Origin of the sequence: Microbispora sp. ATCC PTA-5024, from assembly GCF_000511135.2 — a bacterium.
In the GTDB taxonomy this organism is placed as follows: domain Bacteria; phylum Actinomycetota; class Actinomycetes; order Streptosporangiales; family Streptosporangiaceae; genus Microbispora; species Microbispora corallina.
In genome coordinates this window covers 460,777-481,293 of record NZ_KI866523.1, presented here as the reverse complement: position 1 = coordinate 481,293, position 20,517 = coordinate 460,777, and the positions used below count along the sequence as shown (strand labels likewise).

21 protein-coding genes and 1 pseudogene are annotated in these 20,517 nt (G+C 71.9%); 6 read left to right on the top strand and 16 right to left on the bottom strand.

Annotation, left to right across the window (positions count from 1 at the left end; translation table 11 throughout):
• The 8 genes from MPTA5024_RS42165 to MPTA5024_RS40865 all read right to left on the bottom strand — a co-directional run.
• On the bottom strand, positions 1 to 516 hold a 516-nt coding region (locus MPTA5024_RS42165; RefSeq protein ID WP_198167156.1), incomplete at its 3' end, for a hypothetical protein.
• Entirely contained in the window at positions 513 to 1,334 is an 822-nt protein-coding gene (locus tag MPTA5024_RS14695) for a CPBP family intramembrane glutamic endopeptidase (protein WP_036324620.1), read from the bottom strand. The genes MPTA5024_RS14695 and MPTA5024_RS42165, both read right to left, overlap by 4 nt.
• The gene (locus MPTA5024_RS14690; protein WP_051458184.1) at positions 1,312 to 2,655 is read right to left on the bottom strand and encodes a YcaO-like family protein; all 1,344 of its coding nucleotides are present in this window, start codon (positions 2,653 to 2,655) and stop codon (positions 1,312 to 1,314) included. The genes MPTA5024_RS14695 and MPTA5024_RS14690 overlap by 23 nt, the downstream gene beginning before the upstream one ends.
• Positions 2,648 to 3,673 (bottom strand): TOMM precursor leader peptide-binding protein, encoded by a 1,026-nt coding sequence (locus MPTA5024_RS14685; RefSeq protein ID WP_036324619.1) that lies wholly within the window; start codon positions 3,671 to 3,673, stop codon positions 2,648 to 2,650. The genes MPTA5024_RS14690 and MPTA5024_RS14685 overlap by 8 nt, the downstream gene beginning before the upstream one ends.
• A 31-nt stretch (positions 3,674 to 3,704) precedes the next feature.
• Positions 3,705 to 4,928, bottom strand: coding sequence for a coproporphyrinogen-III oxidase family protein (locus tag MPTA5024_RS14680; RefSeq protein WP_198167155.1), 1,224 nt, complete (start codon positions 4,926 to 4,928; stop codon positions 3,705 to 3,707).
• Positions 4,925 to 5,842, bottom strand: a complete 918-nt coding sequence (locus MPTA5024_RS14675) for a SagB/ThcOx family dehydrogenase (protein ID WP_036324618.1) — start codon at positions 5,840 to 5,842, stop codon at positions 4,925 to 4,927. The genes MPTA5024_RS14680 and MPTA5024_RS14675 overlap by 4 nt, the downstream gene beginning before the upstream one ends.
• Before the next feature lie 2 nt (positions 5,843 to 5,844).
• Positions 5,845 to 6,399, bottom strand: coding sequence for a VOC family protein (locus MPTA5024_RS42160; protein WP_036324617.1), 555 nt, complete (start codon positions 6,397 to 6,399; stop codon positions 5,845 to 5,847).
• Positions 6,400 to 6,495: 96 nt separating this feature from the next.
• Positions 6,496 to 6,657 carry a hypothetical protein gene (locus MPTA5024_RS40865; protein WP_157099475.1) on the bottom strand — a complete coding sequence of 54 codons (162 nt, stop codon included), beginning with the start codon at positions 6,655 to 6,657 and terminating at the stop codon, positions 6,496 to 6,498.
• Positions 6,658 to 6,965: 308 nt separating this feature from the next.
• Here MPTA5024_RS40865 and MPTA5024_RS14665 point away from each other — a divergent pair, with 308 nt between their 5' ends.
• Positions 6,966 to 7,859, top strand: coding sequence for an ABC transporter ATP-binding protein (locus MPTA5024_RS14665; protein ID WP_232326473.1), 894 nt, complete (start codon positions 6,966 to 6,968; stop codon positions 7,857 to 7,859).
• Complete coding sequence (locus tag MPTA5024_RS14660) at positions 7,856 to 8,596, top strand: ABC transporter permease (protein ID WP_051458182.1); 741 nt, start codon at positions 7,856 to 7,858, stop codon at positions 8,594 to 8,596. Before MPTA5024_RS14665 ends, MPTA5024_RS14660 begins: the two co-directional genes overlap by 4 nt.
• Before the next feature lie 13 nt (positions 8,597 to 8,609).
• On the opposite strand, the gene MPTA5024_RS14655 is transcribed toward MPTA5024_RS14660, so the two are convergent.
• The 7 genes from MPTA5024_RS14655 to arfA all read right to left on the bottom strand — a co-directional run bounded on the left by MPTA5024_RS14655 (position 8,610) and on the right by arfA (position 16,570).
• Positions 8,610 to 9,251 carry a response regulator transcription factor gene (locus MPTA5024_RS14655; RefSeq protein WP_036324615.1) on the bottom strand — a complete coding sequence of 214 codons (642 nt, stop codon included), beginning with the start codon at positions 9,249 to 9,251 and terminating at the stop codon, positions 8,610 to 8,612.
• Positions 9,248 to 10,459, bottom strand: a complete 1,212-nt coding sequence (locus MPTA5024_RS14650; protein WP_157099474.1) for a sensor histidine kinase — start codon at positions 10,457 to 10,459, stop codon at positions 9,248 to 9,250. Before MPTA5024_RS14650 ends, MPTA5024_RS14655 begins: the two co-directional genes overlap by 4 nt.
• Before the next feature lie 219 nt (positions 10,460 to 10,678).
• Positions 10,679 to 11,887: a family 1 glycosylhydrolase gene (locus MPTA5024_RS14645; RefSeq protein WP_051458180.1), complete on the bottom strand. Its 1,209-nt coding sequence runs from the start codon at positions 11,885 to 11,887 to the stop codon at positions 10,679 to 10,681.
• A gap of 2 nt (positions 11,888 to 11,889) precedes the next feature.
• Positions 11,890 to 12,726, bottom strand: coding sequence for a carbohydrate ABC transporter permease (locus MPTA5024_RS14640; protein ID WP_051458179.1), 837 nt, complete (start codon positions 12,724 to 12,726; stop codon positions 11,890 to 11,892).
• Positions 12,726 to 13,658, bottom strand: coding sequence for a carbohydrate ABC transporter permease (locus MPTA5024_RS14635; protein ID WP_051458178.1), 933 nt, complete (start codon positions 13,656 to 13,658; stop codon positions 12,726 to 12,728). The genes MPTA5024_RS14640 and MPTA5024_RS14635 overlap by 1 nt, the downstream gene beginning before the upstream one ends.
• 28 nt (positions 13,659 to 13,686) lie before the next feature.
• Positions 13,687 to 14,985: an ABC transporter substrate-binding protein gene (locus MPTA5024_RS14630; protein ID WP_036324613.1), complete on the bottom strand. Its 1,299-nt coding sequence runs from the start codon at positions 14,983 to 14,985 to the stop codon at positions 13,687 to 13,689.
• An 82-nt stretch (positions 14,986 to 15,067) separates the two neighbouring features.
• Positions 15,068 to 16,570, bottom strand: coding sequence for an arabinosylfuranosidase ArfA (arfA, locus tag MPTA5024_RS14625; protein ID WP_036324611.1), 1,503 nt, complete (start codon positions 16,568 to 16,570; stop codon positions 15,068 to 15,070).
• A gap of 181 nt (positions 16,571 to 16,751) precedes the next feature.
• Between arfA and MPTA5024_RS14620 the strand changes: the two genes are divergently transcribed.
• Both MPTA5024_RS14620 and MPTA5024_RS14615 read left to right on the top strand, forming a co-directional pair.
• A complete protein-coding gene (locus tag MPTA5024_RS14620; RefSeq protein ID WP_232326560.1) occupies positions 16,752 to 17,750 on the top strand; it encodes a LacI family DNA-binding transcriptional regulator in 999 nt (332 codons plus the stop codon).
• Between the two features lie 106 nt (positions 17,751 to 17,856).
• The gene (locus tag MPTA5024_RS14615; RefSeq protein ID WP_198167154.1) at positions 17,857 to 18,456 is read left to right on the top strand and encodes a histidine phosphatase family protein; all 600 of its coding nucleotides are present in this window, start codon (positions 17,857 to 17,859) and stop codon (positions 18,454 to 18,456) included.
• Between the two features lie 57 nt (positions 18,457 to 18,513).
• On the opposite strand, the gene MPTA5024_RS14610 is transcribed toward MPTA5024_RS14615, so the two are convergent.
• Complete coding sequence (locus MPTA5024_RS14610) at positions 18,514 to 19,200, bottom strand: PadR family transcriptional regulator (protein ID WP_051458176.1); 687 nt, start codon at positions 19,198 to 19,200, stop codon at positions 18,514 to 18,516.
• A gap of 109 nt (positions 19,201 to 19,309) precedes the next feature.
• On the opposite strand from MPTA5024_RS14610, the gene MPTA5024_RS14605 reads away from it, so the two are divergent.
• Positions 19,310 to 19,765 carry a hypothetical protein gene (locus tag MPTA5024_RS14605; RefSeq protein ID WP_051458175.1) on the top strand — a complete coding sequence of 152 codons (456 nt, stop codon included), beginning with the start codon at positions 19,310 to 19,312 and terminating at the stop codon, positions 19,763 to 19,765.
• A 560-nt stretch (positions 19,766 to 20,325) separates the two neighbouring features.
• Positions 20,326 to 20,517: pseudogene (locus tag MPTA5024_RS42155) on the top strand (endo-1,4-beta-xylanase); the annotation flags it as partial.

Genomic DNA, 20,517 nt, shown 5'->3' with positions numbered 1-20,517 from the left:
GAGCCACTGCCGCGTCCGCTCGCCGCCGTCGACCCCGGCGGCGCTCGCCGCGGTCGCCGGGGAGGTCCGCGTGCCGGCCGCGCCGTCCGCCCCCGGTCCCCGTGCCGCCGCCGCTCTCACCAGCGGCCCTCTCCCGGCCCGTACGGCGCGCCGGCGGCCCGTCGCCTGGACGCCCTCGATCAGCACCCGGCACAGCAGCGACCCGAGAGCCACCTCCCCGACGCCGATCGCCGCCCCGAGCGCGATCAGGTCGGGCCGGTCGAAGCCCAGGGCGAAGCCGGCGAGGCCGACGCCGGTGACGAGGACGAGGATCGCGACGACGAGCACGTGGCTCGCCCCGGCCGCCGCGAGCTCCAGCACGCTGCCGCGCTCGCTGGCGTCCAGCCGCCGGGCGAACGGCAGCAGGTGGGCGGCCCTGCGGCAGGCCGCGAACAGCGCGGCCTTGGCGTACCTGTAGTACAGGACCACGAACACGGCCAGCGTGAGGGCGCGCAGCGGCCACGGCAGCCCGCTCATGCCGGCGCCCCCCACACCCCTCGGGCCGGCGGCCGCCGCGCCACCGGCTCGCTGCGGCGGTAGCGCCACACCCACACGTTGAACAGGACGTGGGCCACGACCGCCGCCAGCACGTTGCCGGTCAGCAGTGTGACCAGGCAGGCGGCCGTCGCCAGCGGCGTCTTGGCGAGCACCTGCGCCCACCCGAAGAAGACGTGGGAACAGGCGAAGACGGCCGCCACCAGGACGAGGGCCCCGGCCACGAGCCGGACGTCGGCGAGCAGCAGGGCCAGCCGGGTCAGCACGCCGCGGAAGACCAGCTCCTCCCCGACGGCCACGGCGACCAGCAGTTCCAGCCGGACCTGCAGGTCGCTCCCGGTGGGCGCGTAGTCGTTGCGGGCCCGGACCAGGCCCGTGCGGCGGCGTTCGGAGACGCGGGTGCCGGAGGCGGCGAACCCGGCGGGCCGCGCCGCCGTCATCCGCTGCGGCGCCGGACGCGCCCGCGCCGGACGGGCCGCGCGCCAGGCCGTGGTGATCGCCAGGTCCACCCGGACGACCAGCAGGCCCAGCGCGACCCCGAGCGCCGCGCCCGCCGGCACCCCCCACCAGCCCGCCGGGTGGTCCAGCACGGGGGCGACCACCGACGCCGGGCCCAGCAGCGCCGCGCCCGCCGCGACCAGGGCCGCCATCAGCAGCGTGTGCACGGCGAGCAGGGGGAGCCGCCGCACCCACGACCACCGGGTGTGCAGGTGGGCCGCGAGCGTCAGGCAGGACAGGGACAGCAGGGCCAGCGCCGTGAGGGCGTACGCCCGGGTGTCAGGGATAGGGGTGGGGGTCATGGCGGCGGAATCCTCCGTACGCGGCGAACCGCGCGTGCGCCGCCGGCGGGGCGCTGGGCAGCGGCAGCGTGACGAGATCGGGGCACCAGAACCGGGCGACGACGAATCCGAGGCCCGCGACGTCCACGGTCGTGAAGTCGGCCGCGTACAGCCGCTTGCCGGTGGCGTGGAAGGCCCGCACGAGGTCGCGGGCCCGGACCCCGGGCGGCCGCTCGTCGTCGGGCGGCAGGTCGTCCGCCGACGCGTCGCCGCAGTCGCCGAACCTCGCCTCGACCACCCGCGCCCCCTCGGGCCGCGCGGCGAGCGAGACGTTCGACTCCAGGTCGAAGATGTCCTCCCGGGCCGCGCCCTGCTCGAACCGCTGCTGGAGCGCCGACCACACCGCCAGACCCCGGACGCCGGCGGCCTCCAGCAGCGCCCGGTACATGGCCCGCTCCAGCACGCCGTCGATGCCGAGCCCGATGGCGATGGCCGGCAGGCGGCCGTCGCGGCTGCGGATGAGGCAGGCGACGGTGAACCCGGGCAGGTCGGCGCTGGGCAGCAGGTGGAACTCCGGCTGGTCGCCCCGGTCGTCGAAGCCGTCCGCGACGATCCGCTGCAGCGCCGCGGTCCTGGCCCCCGGTCCGATGCGCGTCGACCTGCTCCCGCCGTACCAGTGGCTGAGCGCGGCGTCGATCTGCACCATCTCCTCCAGGGCGTTGAGCGCGGCCCTGTCGGGGTCGGTGTGCGCGGCGGTGCCGGTGGAGACCGCGGGGACGAGCCACGGCTCGCCTCTCGTGTCCTGCACGACGTAGCCGACCAGCAGCATCTGGGCGGGCACCCAACAGTCGCGGCCGTCCGCGAGCCGGGTGGCCCGCACCCAGCCCAGCACGTCGCCGTCCCGGCGCGGCCGGAACGGGAACCCGGCGCGGCCGTACTGCTCGGCGCTGTACGGCGCGGCCGGTCCGGCGTCCCAGCACTCGCCGGCCGCCTCCAGCTCCCCGGGCGAGGCGTACCGGACGGGGAACCGGCCGCTCACCGGGGCGATGTAGCCGCCGTACCGCTCGACCGTCTCGCCGAGCGTCCGGATGTGCGACTCGAACGGGCGCAGGCCGTACCCGCCGATGTGGTACGCGCCGATCTTCGGGGCGGGCAGGCCGCGGAGCACGTGCACACCGGTCAGCTCGCCGCCGGCCACCATGAGGCGGGGGCCGCCCCGCTGCCGCTGGAGGAAGCCCATCGACGGCATCAGCCCGCACAGCGGGGAGTGCATCCGGGCCCGCAGCCGCGCGGTGAACTGGTCGGGGGCCTCGGCGACCCGCGGCGCCATGACGTCAGGCATCGATCCACCGCCGCACGTCGAAGTACAGCTCGGTGGCCTCGCGCTCGGGGACCGGCCCGCAGGCCCGGCAGCCGGGCAGCCGCAGCACCTCGGAGTAGGCCATCTCCATCGTCGGCACGTAGACGCCGAGCACCTTGTTCAGCGTGGTCGTGGTGCCGGTCATCGCCAAGTTGAGCGCCTCCAGCCCCACGTGCCCGGCCACCAGGGCGCGCAACGCGTCGAGCGTGGGCGGCTCGCCGGCCCGTATCGTCTGCCGGACCAGGGCGTCCTTGTAGCGCTGGTAGCCGGCGGACTCCCGGAGGTTCATCAGGACGCGGGTCTCGAAGCAGGCGAAGCAGGCCGAGGTCGGGGGGGAGAACGAGGGCCCGATCAGCAGCATGGGACCGTCGACGGCCGCCTGGATCCACGGCGTCCGCAGGGCGAGCGCGATCCGGTTGAGCACGGACAGGCGCAGGGGGTGCGGCTCCTCGGCGACGTGCACCAGGAGCTTGCCGCGCCACGGCTCGAACCGCTCGGTGAACCGCTCGAAGGTCAGCCCGTCCTCCAGGGCCACCGGGTCGGCCTCCAGCAGCGCCCGGTGCAGGGGCTCGCCCGGCCCGGCGAGCTCGACGCCGCCGGGGAGGCTGGACTCCAGCACCCGGGCCGTGGCGTCGGCCAGGGCGGAGCCGCCGAGGACGACGACGGGCAGGGCGGGCGCCTCGGGGGCGTAGGCGCCGGTGCTCTCCAGGTAGCTGTCGAGCGCCGTCTCCGGTGCGCGGGCGATCACGCCGAGCTGGTCGAGGTGGTCGACGAGCGCCTCCACCTCGGCCCGGGTCACGCCGTTCGCCTTCGCCACGTCGGCCCGGCTCGTCGTGCCGTCGAGCCCGCGGAGCAGGCCGTACAGGCGGCCGGTCCTGGCGTGGTCGGTGAGCGTGTAGGAGCGTACGTTCCAGACCCCGTGGCGCAGCTCGACGGTGTCGGGGTCGTGGGCGACGATGCTGAAGGACGGTTTGATCCGGACGTTCTTGCTCTGGTGCATGGGTGCCATTCCCTTCTCGGTGGAGGTGCCGTCAGCCCAGCAGCGCCGCCGTCCGAGGGGCGTTCGCGCCGCTCGTCGCGACCCCCGCGAACTGCAGGTCGATGAAGGCGTCCGCGACCTGCTCGCGGCGCAGCCGCACGCCCTCGTCGTCGGCGCGCACCTCGGCGACCCGGCCGAGGAATCCGAGCAGGTGGCGGCAGGGACCGAGCGCCAGGACCTCCTCCAGCGGGACGCCCGTGCGCTCCAGCCACAGGGCCCGCGAGGCGCCCTCGAACGTGGTCAGCGACTGGTAGAGCAGCCGTGCCGCGATGGCCGGGGACGCGGCGGGGTAGCGCTCGTCGATGTGCAGCGGGTCCCGGTTGTACGCGGTCAGGAAGCCGCGGCGGTGGGCCAGGTACTCCCCGCCGACGAGCGAGGTGGCCCCCGACCCGAAGCCCGCCCAGTCCATGCGGAGCTGGAAGTAGGCGAGGTCGCTGAGGCAGCGGCGGTGCCCGAAGTGGCTCATCGCGTACTCGGGGAACCCGGCGTCCACGAGCAGCGAGGCGCCGCGCGCGTAGGCCGCCTTCTGCTCGGAGCGCAGGATTTCCGTGGTGCCGCGCGTCACCTGCCGCCGCAGCACCGTGCCGTGCGCGGGCCGGTACGGGTACAGCGCGACGTGGGTGAGCGGGAGGTCGAGCGCGGCCCGCACCGAGTCCGCGACCTCCTCCAGGGTCTCGCCGGGCAGTCCGCAGATCAGGTCGATGGACCGGTCGTCGAAGCCGGCCTCGGCGGCCAGGCGCACCGCGCGCGCCGCCTGGCCCGCGTCGTGGCTCCGGCCCAGCGTGCGCAGCCGCCGGTCGTCGAACGACTGCACGCCGCTGCTCCAGCGCCGGAAGCCGACGTCCCGGAAGGCCCTCAGCTTCGCCGGCGTGAGGCTCTCCGGGCTGCACTCGATGGTCGCCTCGTCCAGGGCGCCGGACAGGTCGAACACCTCGTGCAGGGCCGCCCCGATCTCCGCGATCTCGTGCTCGGCGAGGATGCTCGCCGTGCCGCCGCCCCAGTACATGATGGCCGGGCGGTACCCCCGGCCGGCCAGCTCCGCGCCGCGCTCCCGGATCTCCCGGCACAGCGCGGCGATGTAGGCCCGGCGCGGCGCGTCGGCCGGCCGCAGCAGCAGCTCGGCCGTCGGGATCTCGGTCACCCAGTCGCAGAAGTGGCACTTGGAGCTGCAGAACGGGATGTGGACGTAGACCAGCAATGGCCGGGTCCCGCTCATCCCGGCCATCCGACGAAGATCGTGTGGGCGAGGAAGGACAGCACGCCGTCCAGCCCGAGCGCCTCGTTGGCCAGGTCGTCCACGTAGCTGGAGCAGTCGGTCGTGCCGAGGCCGAAGCCGGTGGCCGTCAGGTGCATGTTCTGCGCGATGCCGCCGCACTCGTGCAGGACGAACCGCATGCCCCGCGGGCCGTACTTGCGCATCGACCGCCAGGGCCGGGCCACGAGCAGGACGACCGCCGCCGCGCTCTCGACCGAGATGATCCCGCCGGGGATCGCGAACGACTCGCGCAGCCGGTCCACGGTGGCCCGGTCGCCGGTGCGGACGAGCACGTCCTCGACCGGGCTGTAGCGGTAGGTGCCCACGGGCAGCTCGGGCACGTCCAGGGCGGCGACGTGGATCTCGACCGGGTAGAGCCCGCCGCCGCTCGGCACGGCGCGGAACCGGTAGGTGGTGGTGCCGCCGCGCATCAGCTCGCCGTCGGCCTCGCCGGTGACGCCGCCGCCGAACCGGATCATCGTCCCGAGCTCGGCGAGGGCCACGGGGTCGCCGGTGTACCTGCGCACGCTGCGCCGCCGGGCGACGGCCTCGTCCAGCGGGAGGGACACCTCCACCGGCGGCGGCAGCTCGACCGCGTCCGCCGCGGCGACCGTCTCGTGGTCGATCACCGACAGCGCGGTCGCCATCACGTCGCCGAAGTAGTCGGCGCCCGACAGCTGCGCCTCTCTGTCCCAGGGCGCGAAGCGGCTCGCGACGACGAACTCCTCGGCGGGACGGGGGAACCGCGCCTCGCCCAGGTTGTCGTACCTGGCCTGGTGGGTGCGCAGGCCGACGGTCTGGAGTCCCGGGCTGAGCAGCCGGTACGCGCTGACCCCGGCGCTGGCCTCGGCCAGCTGCGGATCGGTGTGGTCCACGCTCACTCCTGGAAGATCTCGCTGGGCGGGGGGACCTTGCGGTTCAGCGCGATCGACTGGTCGACGAGCTGCTCGGCGGTCACGGGGGTCGCGTACTCGCCCAGCCGGAAGGTCGCGTGCGCCCATTCGCTGAACTGCACGAGCCCGAACCTGTTGCCGTCGGCGTCGGCCACACTGGCGCCCCGGCCCATCGAGTCGCCGGCGTCCCCCCGGTAGAACGGGCTGTCGCGGAACTGCTCCTGGAACTCCGGCTTGATCTGCTTCGGCAGCGGCAGGTCGTACGGCCCGGCCGTGACCTCGCCGCCGTACTCGGCCACGGTCTTGAGGGCGGCGTCGAGGTCGGCGACGTGGAAGTAGACCGTCATCGACTCGCCGGGGAACCTGCGCTGGTTCACCGTGAGCAGGATCCCGTCGCTGGAGACGGGCCCGTGGTAGGAGATCTCGTACGAGAGGGAACGCGCGAGCGGCATTCCGAGAAACGCCTGGTAGAAACCGAGGCCGCGTTCCACGTCGTCCACGGGGACGTTGACGAGAACGGGCTTCGGAATGGCGGACACGTCTATTTCCGGCTTCGCTTCCATTTGTCGCCCCGCATTTCCTGGAGGTGGCGGACGGAAAGGCGGGGCCCGGTGGCTTCCGGGCCCCGCTTGTCGCTACGGACGCGCGATGGTGCCGCAGGAGCTGGACGTGCAGCCCGCGCAGCACGACGACGCACCCGGGACGACGACGCCGAACCCGGCTCCGGTCAGGCCGGCGCCGAGGGGCTGAGCAGTCATGCTGCGGTGGTCGACCGTGGCGGTGCTCTCAAGCTTCATGCCGTGTTCACCCCCTTTCCGAGGTGACGGAGACCCCGGAAATCGAAGACGCGGATTCATGCCGAGCCCGGGCCCCGCGCTCCGATCCGCAGACGGTCCCATTTCTCCGGATCGGACCCACCGATCATCACACGGGAAAATCAGGAGTCAATGATGAGAATTCGCCGCCGCCGATGATGACAAAACTCACCGTCAATTGGTGCGTAATCGGATCTCGGGATTTCCGGGGAAAGACCGTATGGTGCGTCGGTAGCCGACTTCCGTGTTATCGAGAGGCGCCGACGGCGATGACGCCCGACAATCCGCAAGTGATCATCAGGGACGTGGCCTTCAGCTACGGCAGGGTGCGGGCGCTGGCCGGCGTGACCCTCGGGATATCCGCCGGGGAGGTCGTCGCGCTGCTGGGCCCGAACGGCGCGGGCAAGAGCACGCTCACCCACGTCATGCTGGGCCTGCTGACCCCGCGGAGCGGGCAGGTCGGCCTGTTCGGGATGCCCCCCAGCGAGGCCGTCGCCCAGGGGCTCGTCGGCGCGATGCTGCAGGACACCGGCCTGATGCGGTACGTGACCGTGAGCGAGCTGGTGACCCTCGTCGCCGCCCAGTACGGCAGGGCGGCACGGACGGAGGAGATCCTGCGGGAGGCCGGGCTGGCCGGCCTCGGGTCGCGCCGGGTGAGCCGGTTGTCCGGCGGGCAGCGGCAGCGGGTGACGTTCGCCCTGGCCGTCGCGGGCGACCCGCGGCTGCTCTTCCTCGACGAGCCCACGGCCGCCCTGGACGTGGAGGCGCGCCACGCCTTCTGGCGCGACATCCTCGAACGGGCCGGCCGGGGCAGGACCATCGTGTTCGCCACCCACTACATGGAGGAGGCGGAGGCGTACGCGACCCGGATCGTCGTGCTCCAGGCGGGCCAGGTGGTCGCGGACGGCCCGGCTCGGCAGATCATGTCCCGGGTCAGCGACGTCACCCTCCGGTTCACCGACATGGGAGTGCGGGCGGAGGACCTGGCCCGGCTGCCCGGGGCGCTGCGGGTGAACGGGAACGGCGGAGGGGCGGACCGCTGGGAGGTGGTCACCTCCGACCAGGACGCGACCCTCGACGCCCTGTACGGAGCCCGGCGGCGGAGCGTGCGCAACCTGGAGATCTCGCGGGGCTCTCTGGAGGACGTCCTCATGACGCTCGCGAAGGAGACGGGGCAGGCATGACCCACTACATCCGGCTCGACGTGGTCAGCATGGTGCGCAGCGGCTACTTCCTGGTCTTCTCGGTGCTCTTCTCCGCCGGGTTCTACGTGATGTTCACGAAGCTCTTCTCGGTGTCGGGGTGGACGTCCACCCCTGGATTCGCCGCCACTTACATGGTCGCGCTGGCCGTCTCCGGGGCGTTCTACGCCGCGCTGACCGGTGGCGGCATCCGGCTGGGGGAGGAGCGCGGAAGCGGGTGGGCGCGCCAGCTCACGCTCACGCCGCTGTCCCCGCGGCGCTACGTCCTCGGCAAGCTGGTGTCCGCGTGGCTGCTCGCCCTCCCGGCCCTGGCCGCGATCTTCGCCCTCGGCGCCCTGCTGAACCAGGTGCGGATGCCCGCGGCCACCTGGGCGCTCGTGCTGGCCGCCACCTGGGGCGGGAGCCTGTGCTTCGCGGTGGCGGGCGTTGCGGTCGGCCTGCTGGTCGCCGGCGAGGCCACGCAGTTCGCCTGCCTGGGGGTGTTCTTCCCGCTGGCCGTCCTTGGCGGGCTCTGGTTCCCCACCTCGGCGTTCCCACAGGCGCTCCGGCGGATCGGGGAGTACCTGCCCACCGGCGCGCTCTACCGTCTGGGGCTCACGGCGGAAAACGGGTCGGGGCCGGTCGCGACGCCGCTGCTGGTCCTGGCCTGCTGGACCGCGCTCGCGCTGCTCGTGGCCCTCGTCCGCCTGCGTCCCGAGTCGCTCAGCCCGGCCCGCTGACCGCTCCCGGTCGCTAGAGCCAGTCGTTGGCCGCGGCGATGCGCACCGCCTCGTGCCGGTTGCGGGCGCCGGTCTTCTGGATCGCCCGGGTGATGTAGTTGCGCACGGTCCCGGCGCTGAGCCGCATCGCCCGCGCGATGTCCGCGACGGTGAGGATGTCGCGGGCGTGCCGCAGGACGGCCACCTCCTGCGGGGTGAGCGGGCAGGGTTTGGCGAGGGCGATCCGGGCGGCGAGGCGGTCGTCGACGATGCGCTCGCCGGCCGCCACCCGCCGGATCGCGCTGACCAGCCGCGCCGGAGAGGTGTCCTTCACCAGGTAGCCGCAGGCGCCCGCGGCGAGCGCGGCCCGCAGCGCCCCCGGCTCGCGGAACGCCGAGAGGATCAGGCACCGGGTGTCCGGCGAGTCCCGCCGCAGCGCGTCGACCACCTCCACGCCGTTGGGCGCGTCGGGCTCCGCCTCCGGCCGCGCCGGGATGTGCAGGTCGACGAGCGCGATCTGCGGCCGAACGGCGGAGGCGAGCGACACGGCCTCCTCCGCGCTGCCGGCCGTGCCGACCACGTGCAGGCCCGGATAGTTGGAGAGCAGGAGTTCCAGGGCGTCCCTGATGAGGCTCTGGTCCTCGGCGATCAGGACTCCCAGCGACGGCTCCGTCATGCGGCCGGTCCCCCTTCGACGAGTCTCGCCGTCACCTTGACCCCGCCCTCCCCCGACCGCGCCACGATCAGCTCCGCCCCCGCCAGTTCGAGGCGTTCCCGCAGGCCGGTGAGCCCGGCCCCGGGCACCACCGGCCCCCGGGGCCGTCCGTCGTCCTCGACCGTGAGCCGGTCGGCGGCGAAGACGACGCGGCACGTCTGCGCGCCGCTGTGCTTGACGACGTTGGTCACGGCCTCGCGCAGGAACCAGGCGAACGGCGCCCGTTGATGTACCGGCCCCGGCCTGCCGAAGACGGCGAGGGCGACGCCCGCCCACGCCAGCAACTCGCGGGCCTCCTCCAGCTCCGTCGCGATGTCGGGGGCGCGCATCTCCTCGACCACCGCCAGCGTGTTGTTGAGCGCGGTGCGCGCGAGCGCCGCGATCCGGTGCAGCTCCTCCCCGGCCGCGGCGCCCGTTCCGGCCCGCGCCGCGACCTCGGCCCGCATGATGAGGGCGACCAGGTCCCGCCCGACCAGGTCGTGCAGGTCGCGGGAGAGCCGTCGCCGCTCGCGCTCCCCGGCCATCCGCTCGGACGCCTTCTGGGTCTCCCACCGGGTGATGGCGAAGTCGATCACCTGGTGGATGCCGGTCAGGGTGACGGTGAAGACCGCCAGCTGGGTCGCCAGCATGCCGAGCCGGACCGGGGCCACCCCGAGGACCAGCCCCGCGCACATCGTGATGAACACGAACCCGGCGGCGGACAGCAGCGCGGCCCAGGGGCTCTGCGTGATGACGAGGCACGTGAGGACGTAGAACGGCAGGTAGTAGATCCAGCCCTCCGGGAGGACCGTCAGCAGCGCGAGCCCGCTCGCCACCACGCACAGCAGCGCCCACGGCGTGTGCGGCCGGCCGGAGCGCGGGATCGAGCAGCACACCACCCGCACGTAGGCGCCGGCGAAGACGGCGAGGCCGCATCCCGCCGCCGCCCACGTCAGCGGCCCCGGCCCGCCGTGCAGGAACTCCGGGAACAACGTCGGGACCAGCAGGAGGAAGGCGATGGTGAACAGCCGGATGCCCCGGTAGAGCGAGGCGGACGGCGGGCTGCCCGCGGGGGTCGAATCGTCATGGAGAAGGGGGTCAGAATTTTCTACATTATTGGTGGGAATTGCAGCGATAGGTCCGATGGAATTCCTGGCACGCCACAGCGGCGCCGATCCCGACAACGACACCTGCACTCACCCGCTACGCGTACGCGCTGCTTCGGTGAACGCGGTTTGGCACTGTTCGCCGAAAGCTCTACCGCCCCACAGCGCATTGGCCTGACCCCGTCGAACACGAGTTGATTACATGTCCGAAAGCGTGTCAACAGACGCATTTTTCACAAATATCGCGCCACCTGGCGTGATCACGGCAAGTTCTGTGGTCGGCGCTCTGCGTGGCGACCGGCGTCACGCGTCCAGCGTGAGACGCCTGAACTCCTCGACGGCGGCGGTGGGGACGCGCCGCAGGACCCCGGCCCCGTCGGCCTCGAGGTCGTAGAGGCCCATGGGCACCAGCCAGCGGGCGACCGGGTCGGTGGTCTCCCGGTAGAGCCAGTCCACCAGGGCGAACAGCGGCCACCAGGTGTAACCGACGACGGGCACCCCCTCCTCCCGCAGGCGGCGCACCAGGCCGACGCTGTCGCGCAGCCAGCCGATCCGCTCCTCGGGGGTCCCCGCCCTGCTGGTCTCGGTCAGGAAGACGGGGCGGCCGTACCGGCCGGAGAACTCGCGCAGCAGCTCCTCCAGCCCGGCGGTGCCCGCCTCGACCGGGACGGGGGTGTCCGAGCCGGGCTCGAACCGGGAGGTGGTGAAGGCCGGGTAGTAGTTCACGCCGACGACGTCGGGGGTGACGGCGGACTCCCGCAGCCGGGCGAGGTCGTCCTCCCGGACGCCGTGCCGGAGCAGGTACCCGTACAGAGGATGGTCCTCGCCGACCGCGCCGGTGACGAGGTCCATGATCAGGTACCGGCGCTCGCGGACCAGGTCGAGGTCGAAGGGGAACCAGTCGCCCGCGTACCGGAAGCTCGCCTCGACGTGCACGAAGGACGCCTCCGGCTGGACCTCCGCGATGCCGCGCTGGGTCGCCACGATCCCCCGGGCGATCGCGGTCGCGAGCTTGACGAACCCGTCGTCGCCGGTGAGCGCGGGCGGCCACACGCCCTTCTCGCCGCAGTAGATCGCGTTGATCGTCGGCTCGTTGAGCGGGGTCCACACGTGCAGGCGGTCCCGGTAGCGTTCGGCGACGCGGACGGCGTACTCGGCCACCCGGCCGGGGTAGCCGGCGTTCAGGAACTGGTTGTCGAGCCAGGTCGGCGTGCCGTAGTGCATCAGGTCGACGACGCACGTCAGGTCCAGCTCGGTCAGGCGGTCCACCACGCGGTCGAGCCAGTCCCACCGGAACCGGCCCGGCTCGGGCTCGACCAGGTACCAGGGAACGCCCCAGCGGATCATCTCCGCCCCGGTGGCGGCCGCCAGGCCCAGGTCCTCGTGCCACAGGTGGTAGTGCTGGGTCAGCTCGTACTCGTCGAGCCTCCGCCTGCCGGGGTACTCCTGCGGGACGAACGTGTCCTCGATGCCGACGGCGAACCGCAGCCGCCCGTCCTCGAACCACCGCATCTCTATCGGATTCCCGTCGTCGCGACGCCGGCCACGAACCGGCGCTGGATGATGATGAAGAAGACGACCACCGGCAGGAGCGTCAAGACGGACGCGGCCATCAGCGGGCCGTACTCCACCACGTGCTGCCCCATGAAGAGGGCGAGGCCCGCGGGGAGCGTCTGCCGCGAGGCGTCCTGGCTGATGATCAGGGGCCACAGCAGGTCGTTCCAGTTGTACATGAAGTGGAACAGGCCCAGGGTGAGCAGGGCGGGCACGGCGAGCGGCATCACGATCCGCCAGTAGATGCGGAACTCGGACGCGCCGTCGACCCGGGCCGCGTCCTCCAGGTCCCGCGGGATCGACAGCAGGAACTGGCGCAGGAAGAAGATGCCGAACGCGTTGGTCAGCCTGGGCACGATCAGCCCCTGGAAGGTGTTGATCCATCCGAGGTGCGCCAGCAGGTCGTACAGCGGGATGAGCGTCACCTGGAACGGCACCATGAGGAGCACCAGGACCAGCACGAAGACGACGCCCTTGCCGCGGAACCGCAGCCGGGCGAGCGCGTACGCGGTCATCGAGTCGAACAGCAGCGAGCAGACGGTGACCGTGCCGGCGAAGACCACCGTGTTGAGGAAGAGCCGCGTGAAGGGCAGCCGCTCCCAGACGCCCCTGTAGTTGTCGAGTGTGAAGGTCGTCGGCAGCAGCCTCGGCGGGAAGGAGACGATCTCCGACTCCGGCTTGAGGGAGGTGGCGACCATCCACACCAGGGGGAACAGCATGGCCAGCGCGATCGCCAGCCCGATCGCCGTCGTGAGGATCCGCCAGGTGAGGCGGAGCCCGCGGTTGTCCTGCCCCATCAGTACGTCACCGCCCGCTTCCTGAAGTAGGCCGTCTGCAGCATGCTGAGCACGAAGATCAGCAGGACCAGCGCCCAGGACACCGCGGCCGCGTAGCCGAACTGGAACTCCTTGAAGCCGACCCGGTACGTCATCATCACCAGCGTCTCCGTCCGGAAGAACGGACCTCCGTGGGTCATCACGAAGATCTGGTCGAAGGCCTGCAGCGTGGAGATCGCCGCGAGGATCACGATGAGCATGGTCTGGTTGGCCAGCAGCGGCCAGGTGATGCGGCGGAACTGCGGCCAGGCGCCCGCGCCGTCGACGCGGGCCGCCTCGTAGAGCGCCGTCGGGATCGACTGCAGTCCCGCCAGGTACATCACCATGTAGAAGCCGACGTTCTTCCAGATCCCCACCAGCATCACGGCGGGCATCGCCAGCGAGGGGTCGCGCAGCCAGCCCTGCCCGGACACGATGCCGATCTTGGACAGCCAGTAGCTGAGCAGCCCGATGTCGGGGTCGAGCAGGAAGCTCCAGGCGATCGCCACGATCGCGAGGGAGATGACAACCGGGACGAACACCGCGGTCCGCACGAAGCCGCGCAGCGGCATCCGCCGGTTCAGCATGAGCGCGAGCCCGAGGGCCAGCGCCACCGAGACCGGCGTGGTCACCGCCGCGTAGTAGAGCGTGTTGACCAGCGCGTTCCCGAAGGCCGGATCGGACAGGAGCTTCTGGTAGTTCCCCAGCCCGATCCACCGCGCCGGCGCGAACACCTGGTAGTCGGTGAACGACAGGTACAGCGCCTGCAGCATCGGCCAGACCACGAACACGCCCAGCACGACCAGGGTGGGCAGCATGAACAGCCACGCCGCCCTGGCCTGCCGCCTGCGGGCGGACCCGGCCCGGATACGTCTGGCGACGGGTTTCGCCGCCGTCGATACGGAGGTCGTCACGGTTGCCCTCTTCCGTGGTGCCGTCGGGTTACTGGGCGCTGTCGAGGACGGTCTGGATGTCCTTGTCGGCCTGTCCGAAGACCTGCTCGACGTCGCCCTTGCCGTTGAGCACGCGCTGCAGCGCCGGTTCGAAGATGGTCTCGTTGACCTTCTGGAACTCCTGCACGCCGGCCAGGTAGAAGCGCGACTTGTCGGCGTCCTGCCCGAACAGGGCCGAGTAGGGGTTGCCCTTGAGCGCGTCGGCCGTGAGGTCGGTCCGGTTGGGCGGGAAGCCGGAGTTGACCGACCAGTACGTCTGCGACTCCTTGCTGTTCCAGTAGGCGAAGAAGTTCTCCGCGGCCTGCTTCTTGGCGCCCACGGCGCGCGCGCTCAGCGTGAAGGCCACGCTGGTGCCGAGCGTCACCTGGGCCTTCGGGCCCGCGGGCGGCATGGCGATGCCGAAGTCTATGCCGGCCTGCTTGAAGCCGGTCGTCATCCAGGGGCCGACGATCTCCATCGCGGCCTTCTTGCTCTGGAAGAGCTTGTCGGCGTCGGCGCCGCCCAGGCCGATGGGCGCGATCTTGTCCTTGGTGATCAGGTCGGCCCAGTGCCTGGCCGCCTCGATGGTGGCCGGGTCGTCCAGCGTCGCGGTGCGCCCGTCCTCGGAGACGACCCCGCCGCCGTTCTGCCAGAACAGGATCGGCCACATGGCGATGGTCGCGTGGTCGGCGATGGCCAGGCCGTACTGCTCGGGCTTGCCGTCGCCGTCGTCGTCCTTGGTCAGCTTCTTGGCGTAGGAGCCGAACTCGTCCCAGTCGGCCGGGGGCTTCTCGGGATCGAGGCCCGCCGCGCGGAACATGTCCTTGTTCCAGTAGAGCTTCAGCGTCGTGAAGTTCATCGGGACGCCGTACTTCTTGCCCTTGAACGACGTCGCGTCGACGGCGGAGCGCACGAGCGCGTTCGGGTCGACACCCTGCGGGCCGTAGGCGTCGTCGAGCGGCTGGAAGACGTTGCGCGCGGCGTACTGCGGGATCTGCGCGGTGTCCATGGCGGCGATGTCGGGGCCCGTGCCGGAGCCCAGACTGGGGAGCAGCTTCTCGAAGAACACGTCCCAGGGCATGATCTCCATGTCGATCCTGACCTTGTTCTGCGACGCGTTGTACTTCTTCACGATGCCCTCGACCGCGGCGCGGTCCGGACCGGTGAAGCCGTTCCAGAACTTCAGCGTCACCGGGCCGTTCGCGGCTCCGGCGTCGCCGCCTCCCTGTCCCTGGCCTGCACAGGCCGTCGACATCAGGGCGATAGCGGCGGTAATCGCGGCGAGCCGTCCCCGGCTGCGCAACCTCATGTGAATCTCCTCTCCCCCCGACTTTCACTGACCTTGTGGCCAGCCGACCTTGGATCCCCCGGCAGGCACGGCCCCGCCCGGACTAGGCCCGGGTCAGCCGTACGACGTTGAACGAGACGGGCGGCAGGACCGCGGAGAGCCGGCCGTCGCGGACCGCGGCCCCGTCCACGGCACGCGGGACGACCCGGTCGGGCGCCTCCTGGCTGTTGCGCGCTCCGGCGTCCTCGTCGGCGACCGCCACGTGGCGGGCGGCCGCGAGGCCGGGCAGGCCACGCAGGTCGACGTCGAGGGGGAGTGGACGCTCGCCCCGGTTCACGGCGAAGACGGTCACCTCGCCCGTCTCGTCGTCGTGGGTGGCCGCGGCCGCCAGGGCGGGGACCTCCCCGAACCGCTCCGTCGGGAAAGCGGGCGCCGCGACCTCTGTCCGCAGGACCCGGCCGCGCGCGTGCGCGGCGGTGAGCGCGAACGGGTGGAAGATCGTCTGCCGCCAGGACGGCCCGCCGGGCTCGGTCCTGATGGGCGCGATGACGTTGGCGAGCTGCGCCTGGCAGGCGATGCCGACGCGGTCGCTGTGGTTCAGCAGGCTGATGAGCAGGCTGCCCACCACCACCGCGGCCGCCACGTCGTAGTCCTCCTCGATGATCCGCGGCGCCTCGGCCCAGTCGAGGCTCGCCTCGCCGCCGAACAGGCTCTGCGACCACACGTTCCACTCGTCGAAGGCCAGGCGGAGCCTTCTGCGGCTGCCCAGCTTCGCGGCGACGTGGTCGGCGGTGGCGACCACCGCGTCGATGTGGGCGTCCATCTCGACGGCCGAGGCGAGGTAGCTCGCGCGGTCGCCCCGGGCCGGGTCGAAGTACGCGTGCAGCGAGACGTAGTCCACGTGCTCGTAGCAGTGCTCAAGCACGGTCGCCTCCCACGAGGCGAACGTCGGCATCCCGCTGCTGGAGCTGCCGGAGGCGACCAGCTCCACCCGCGGGTCCACCCGCCGCATGGCCTTGGCCGTCTCAGCCGCGAGCCGGCCGTACTCCTCGGCGGTCTTGCCGCCGATCTGCCACGGGCCGTCCATCTCGTTGCCCAGGCACCACAGCCGCACGTCGTACGGCTCGCGGCGGCCGTGCTTGACGCGCAGGTCCGACCACCGGGTGCCCTGCGGGTGGTTGGCGTACTCGAGCAGGTCGCACGCCTCGCGGAGGCCGCGGGTGCCGAGGTTCACCGCCATCATCGGCTCGGCGCGCACCTCGCCGAGCCACGACATGAACTCGTCCAGGCCGAACGCGTTGGTCTCGATCTGCCGCCAGGCGAGGTCGAGCCGGGTGGGCCGCTCGTCGGCCGGGCCGACGCCGTCCTCCCAGTTGTAGTTGGAGACGAAGTTGCCTCCGGGATAGCGCACGACCGTCACGCCCATCTCGCGGGCCAGGTCGATCACGTCGCGGCGCAGGCCGGACTCGTCGGCGTCCGGATGTCCCGGCTCGTACACGCCCGTGTAGACCGACCGGCCCATGTGCTCGACGAACGTCCCGAACAGGCGTCGCTCGACCGGGCCGATCGCGAAGGCCGGGTCGAGGGTGAGCTTGGCGGAATCCACAGGCCGTCCTCCTCGTGTTTCGTGGCGGTTACGAGATATACATCGTTGTATATAACGTTGTAAAGAGGTCCTAGACTGATCCACATCCGGACGGAGCGAGAGGCCACGCATGGGGGAACCCACACGATCGACGCCGTCAGAGCCGGCCCCCGACGATCGGCGCCGTGTCGGGTTGAAGGACGTGGCGCGGCTGGCCGGCGTCTCCGTGAAGACGGTGTCGAACGTCGTCAACGGCTACATCCACGTCACGCCGCGGACCCGGGCCCGCGTCGAGCAGGCCATCAAGGAGCTCAACTACCGGCCCAACCTCTCCGCCCGGAACCTGCGCCGCGGCCGTTCCGGCATCATCGCGCTGGCCGTGCCCGAGCTGGACATCCCCTACTTCGCGGAGCTCGCGCGGCTGGTCGTCGCGGCGGCCGAGGAACGCGGGCTGACCGTGCTCATCGACCAGACCGGCGGCAACCGGCACCGCGAGCAGCAGGTCGCCGAGGGCATCCGCGACCACCTGATCGACGGCCTGATCTTCAGCCCGCTCGCGCTGACCGCCGACGACCTGAGCGCACGCACCGACGACACCCCGATGGTGCTGCTGGGCGAGCGCATCCACAACGGACCCGCCGACCACGTCGTCGTCCACAACGTCGCCGCGGCTCGGGAGGCGACCCACCACCTGGCCGGCCTCGGGCGCCGGCGGATCGCCGCCATCGGGGCGCAGGACGACGCCGCCGGCGAGACGGGCCGGCTGCGCCTGGCCGGCTACCGGCAGGCGCTGGCGGAGGCCGGCCTCCCCGTCGACGAGCGCCTCATCGCCCCGGTCGACGCCTACCACCGGGCCGACGGCGCCCGGGCCATGGCCCGCCTCCTCGAGTCCGCCGACCCCCCCGACGCCGTCTTCTGCTTCAACGACCTGCTCGCCCTCGGCGCGTTGCGCACGCTCCTGGAACGCGGCTACGAGGTGCCGGCCCAGGTCGCCCTCGCCGGCTTCGACGACATCGAGGACGGGCGGTACGGCACGCCCACCCTGACCACCGTCTCCCCGGACAAGCGGCAGATCAGCCGGCTGGCCGTCGACCTGCTCGTGGAGCGGATGTCCGGCGCCGCCCAGGAGGCCACGCGGGAGATCTACGTCGACCACCGTCTCGTGGTCCGCGAGAGCACGGCCGGCCGCCTCCCGTCCTGAGCCTCCCGTCGCGGCGCGAGACCCAGTTCACCGGCGCCGGCGCGATCGAGGTCGAAGCGCCGCGCGTCGTACGCGGCCGGCTGTTCGAGCGAGAGGAACCGTCAGTGTGAGCGACCACGTCCGCCTGTGGTGTCTGCGCCATGCCGAGTCCCAGAACGTCATCACCGGCACGGCAGGAGCCGTTCCAGCCGCACCCCTGACCGCGCGGGGCCGCCACCAGGCTCTCGACGCGGCCCGCACGCTCGCCGCCGAGCCGATCGCCAGGGTCTACTCCAGCACGGCACTTCGAGCCCGGCAGACCGCAGAGCCACTCGCCACCACGCGGGGTATCGAGATCGCGGCCATGCCGGAACTGGTCGAGGTCGGTATCGGCACGCACGAAGGCACCCGCGCCCCGGCGATCCGCGCGCAGACAGCCGACGTGCTTCGTGCCTGGGTGATCGAGCAGGACCTCGGACAACGTGTGGGAGACGGCGAGACGGGCCATCAGGTCCTCGCCCGCGTGACGGCCGCCTTCCAGAAGATCGCCGTCACTCATACCGGCGAGACCGTCGCGCTCGTCGGCCACGTCGCCAGCCTCACCGTCGCGCTCGGACGGTTATGTTCGCTCGGCTCCCGGGTGTGGGGCACGCCACTGCCGCACGCTCGGCCCTTCCTCATCGAGTGGGACGGCCACGCCTGGCACTGTCCGGCATGGCCCTGTTAGCCCCTCACCCGGCAACCCGATCAACTTCGCAGGTCTTGACGATTGCTTCGTACCGCCTCAGGTCCTCTGCGGCGCCGCGCCCTCGGCGGACGCCGCGTCCTGAGGGGAGGCCGCGCCCTCGGCGGACGCCGTGTCCGACGCCTCCACCCCCGCGGCGAAGGCCATCAGCTCCTCGCGTGACCAGACCAGCCGGCCGTCGCGGAGGTCGGCGAGCACCGATTCGAGCCACCGCAGCTCCGCCGCGGTCACGGCCAGCCGGTACTCGTCCTCCAGGCTGGTGATCCGGGGCAGACCGTGCTTCCGCTGTTCCTCGGCCGCCGCCTCCATCGCGGCCAGGTCGCGTTCCAGCACATCGGCGCGCCGCCGCAGCGCCGCGCCGATCTCCTCCGGGGTGAGCAGCAGCAGGTGCGAGAGCGCCGCGGGGAACTCCGGATACTCCTGCTTGGGCTCGCCGAGCATGTCCAGCATCCACCGCCGGGCGGTCTCCCGCCCCGCCTTGGTGATCTCGTAGACGGTCCGCTCCGGATAGAGCTGGTCGCGGCCGGTCTCACGCACCGCGATCAGGCCGGCCGCGGCAAGCCGCTCGATGGTCCGGTACAGGCTCGCCCGCTGGCTGACGTTGACGACCGTGTCCTTGCCCCACTGCCTGATCAGCCGCTGGATCCCGTACGGGTGCAGGGGCCGGTAGTGCAGCAGGGACAGCACGGTCAGGGCGAGCGGGGAACTGCGGAACGGCGTGCTCATGGCTGACATGGTAGCGCCAGAGAGACTAGTTGACATGAGACTAGTATCAATGCAACTATCAAGGAGTAGCAAGCGAGACCAGAGAGAGGGCTGCGAAATGAACACCGAAATGAACACCGAAACGAACACCGTCATCGAGCGCGTCCACGCCGACCACGCCGTCACCAGGCGCCTGGGTTCCTGGACCGCCGCCGATCGCCTGGAGGTCCGCGCCCGCAAGGGGGTCGTCGTGCTCGACCTGCGCGGCGCCGAGGTGCCCGGGGAGGTCGAGGTGCGCGTGGACCTCCGGCGGGCCACACTCACGCTGCTGGTCCCCGAGGACGCCGCGATCGAGGAGTGGGATCTGCTCCGTACCGGCCGCGGCCGCACGAAGGACCACGCCGCGCCGGTCTCCGCGCCCGCCTCCCTGATCCGGCTGGTCGGCGCCGCGTCCGACAGCGAGATCCGGGTGCGGCGCGGGGGAGTCGCCCAGCTCACCGCGATGCTGTCCCGCGAGTACCTGCAGGACGTGCGCCGCGCGTACCGCGAGGGCGGCCTTCCCGCGATCGACGACCCCCGGCGCTGACGCGCGGGCGGCTGGTCGCAGGTGATTCCGGCAGGCGTCGCCGCCGGCGGAGTCCGTGCTCCCTTCTCCACGGACGGCTGGATGACGACGGTGGTGGTGAGCCGGAGCAAATACGAGCCGGGGAGGCGCCGTCAAGGCCGCCGTCCGGGGGGCGCATTCGCATTCCGCGGCCGGGCGGGGCTCAACTGGACGTATCGGGGAAGCCGCATTCACGCATAAGAGCGAAGTAGTGAAACTTTCACCGACCTTGGTGGCGGGCCGTGCGGCTGATGGCGCCGCAATTTTCAGGACGCCGGAACGGACGTTGCAGCATGTGCGAGGTGCTGATGCCGACACCGGGGCCCCGAAAGTTTCATACGTGTCTTGACACATTTCGGAATGGTTTCCACACTGAGTCCCCGAGACGGTCTCCCCTGCCCGCTCTGTGGTGGTGCGAAGCAGGGAGGGATTCGCCGTCTGCGACGTCCTCGTGGTGTGCGTTCCCGGTGATGGGACGCGGCGTCGCCCGCGCGGAACGTTCCGCGTTTTCCGTACAGTGATTCAGTTATGGAGGCTCAGGCATGGGCGCAAACGCCATTGCTTCGCCTGGAACCCGGTGGCGCCGGGCTCTGGTCGCCGGCGCGCTGGGGGCGCTCGGTGTGACGACGGCGCTGACGGTGCCGGTGCCCGCCGACGCCGCGGCCAGCACGCTGGGTGCGGCGGCCGCGCAGAGCGGCCGGTACTTCGGCACCGCGATCAGCGCCGGCAAGCTC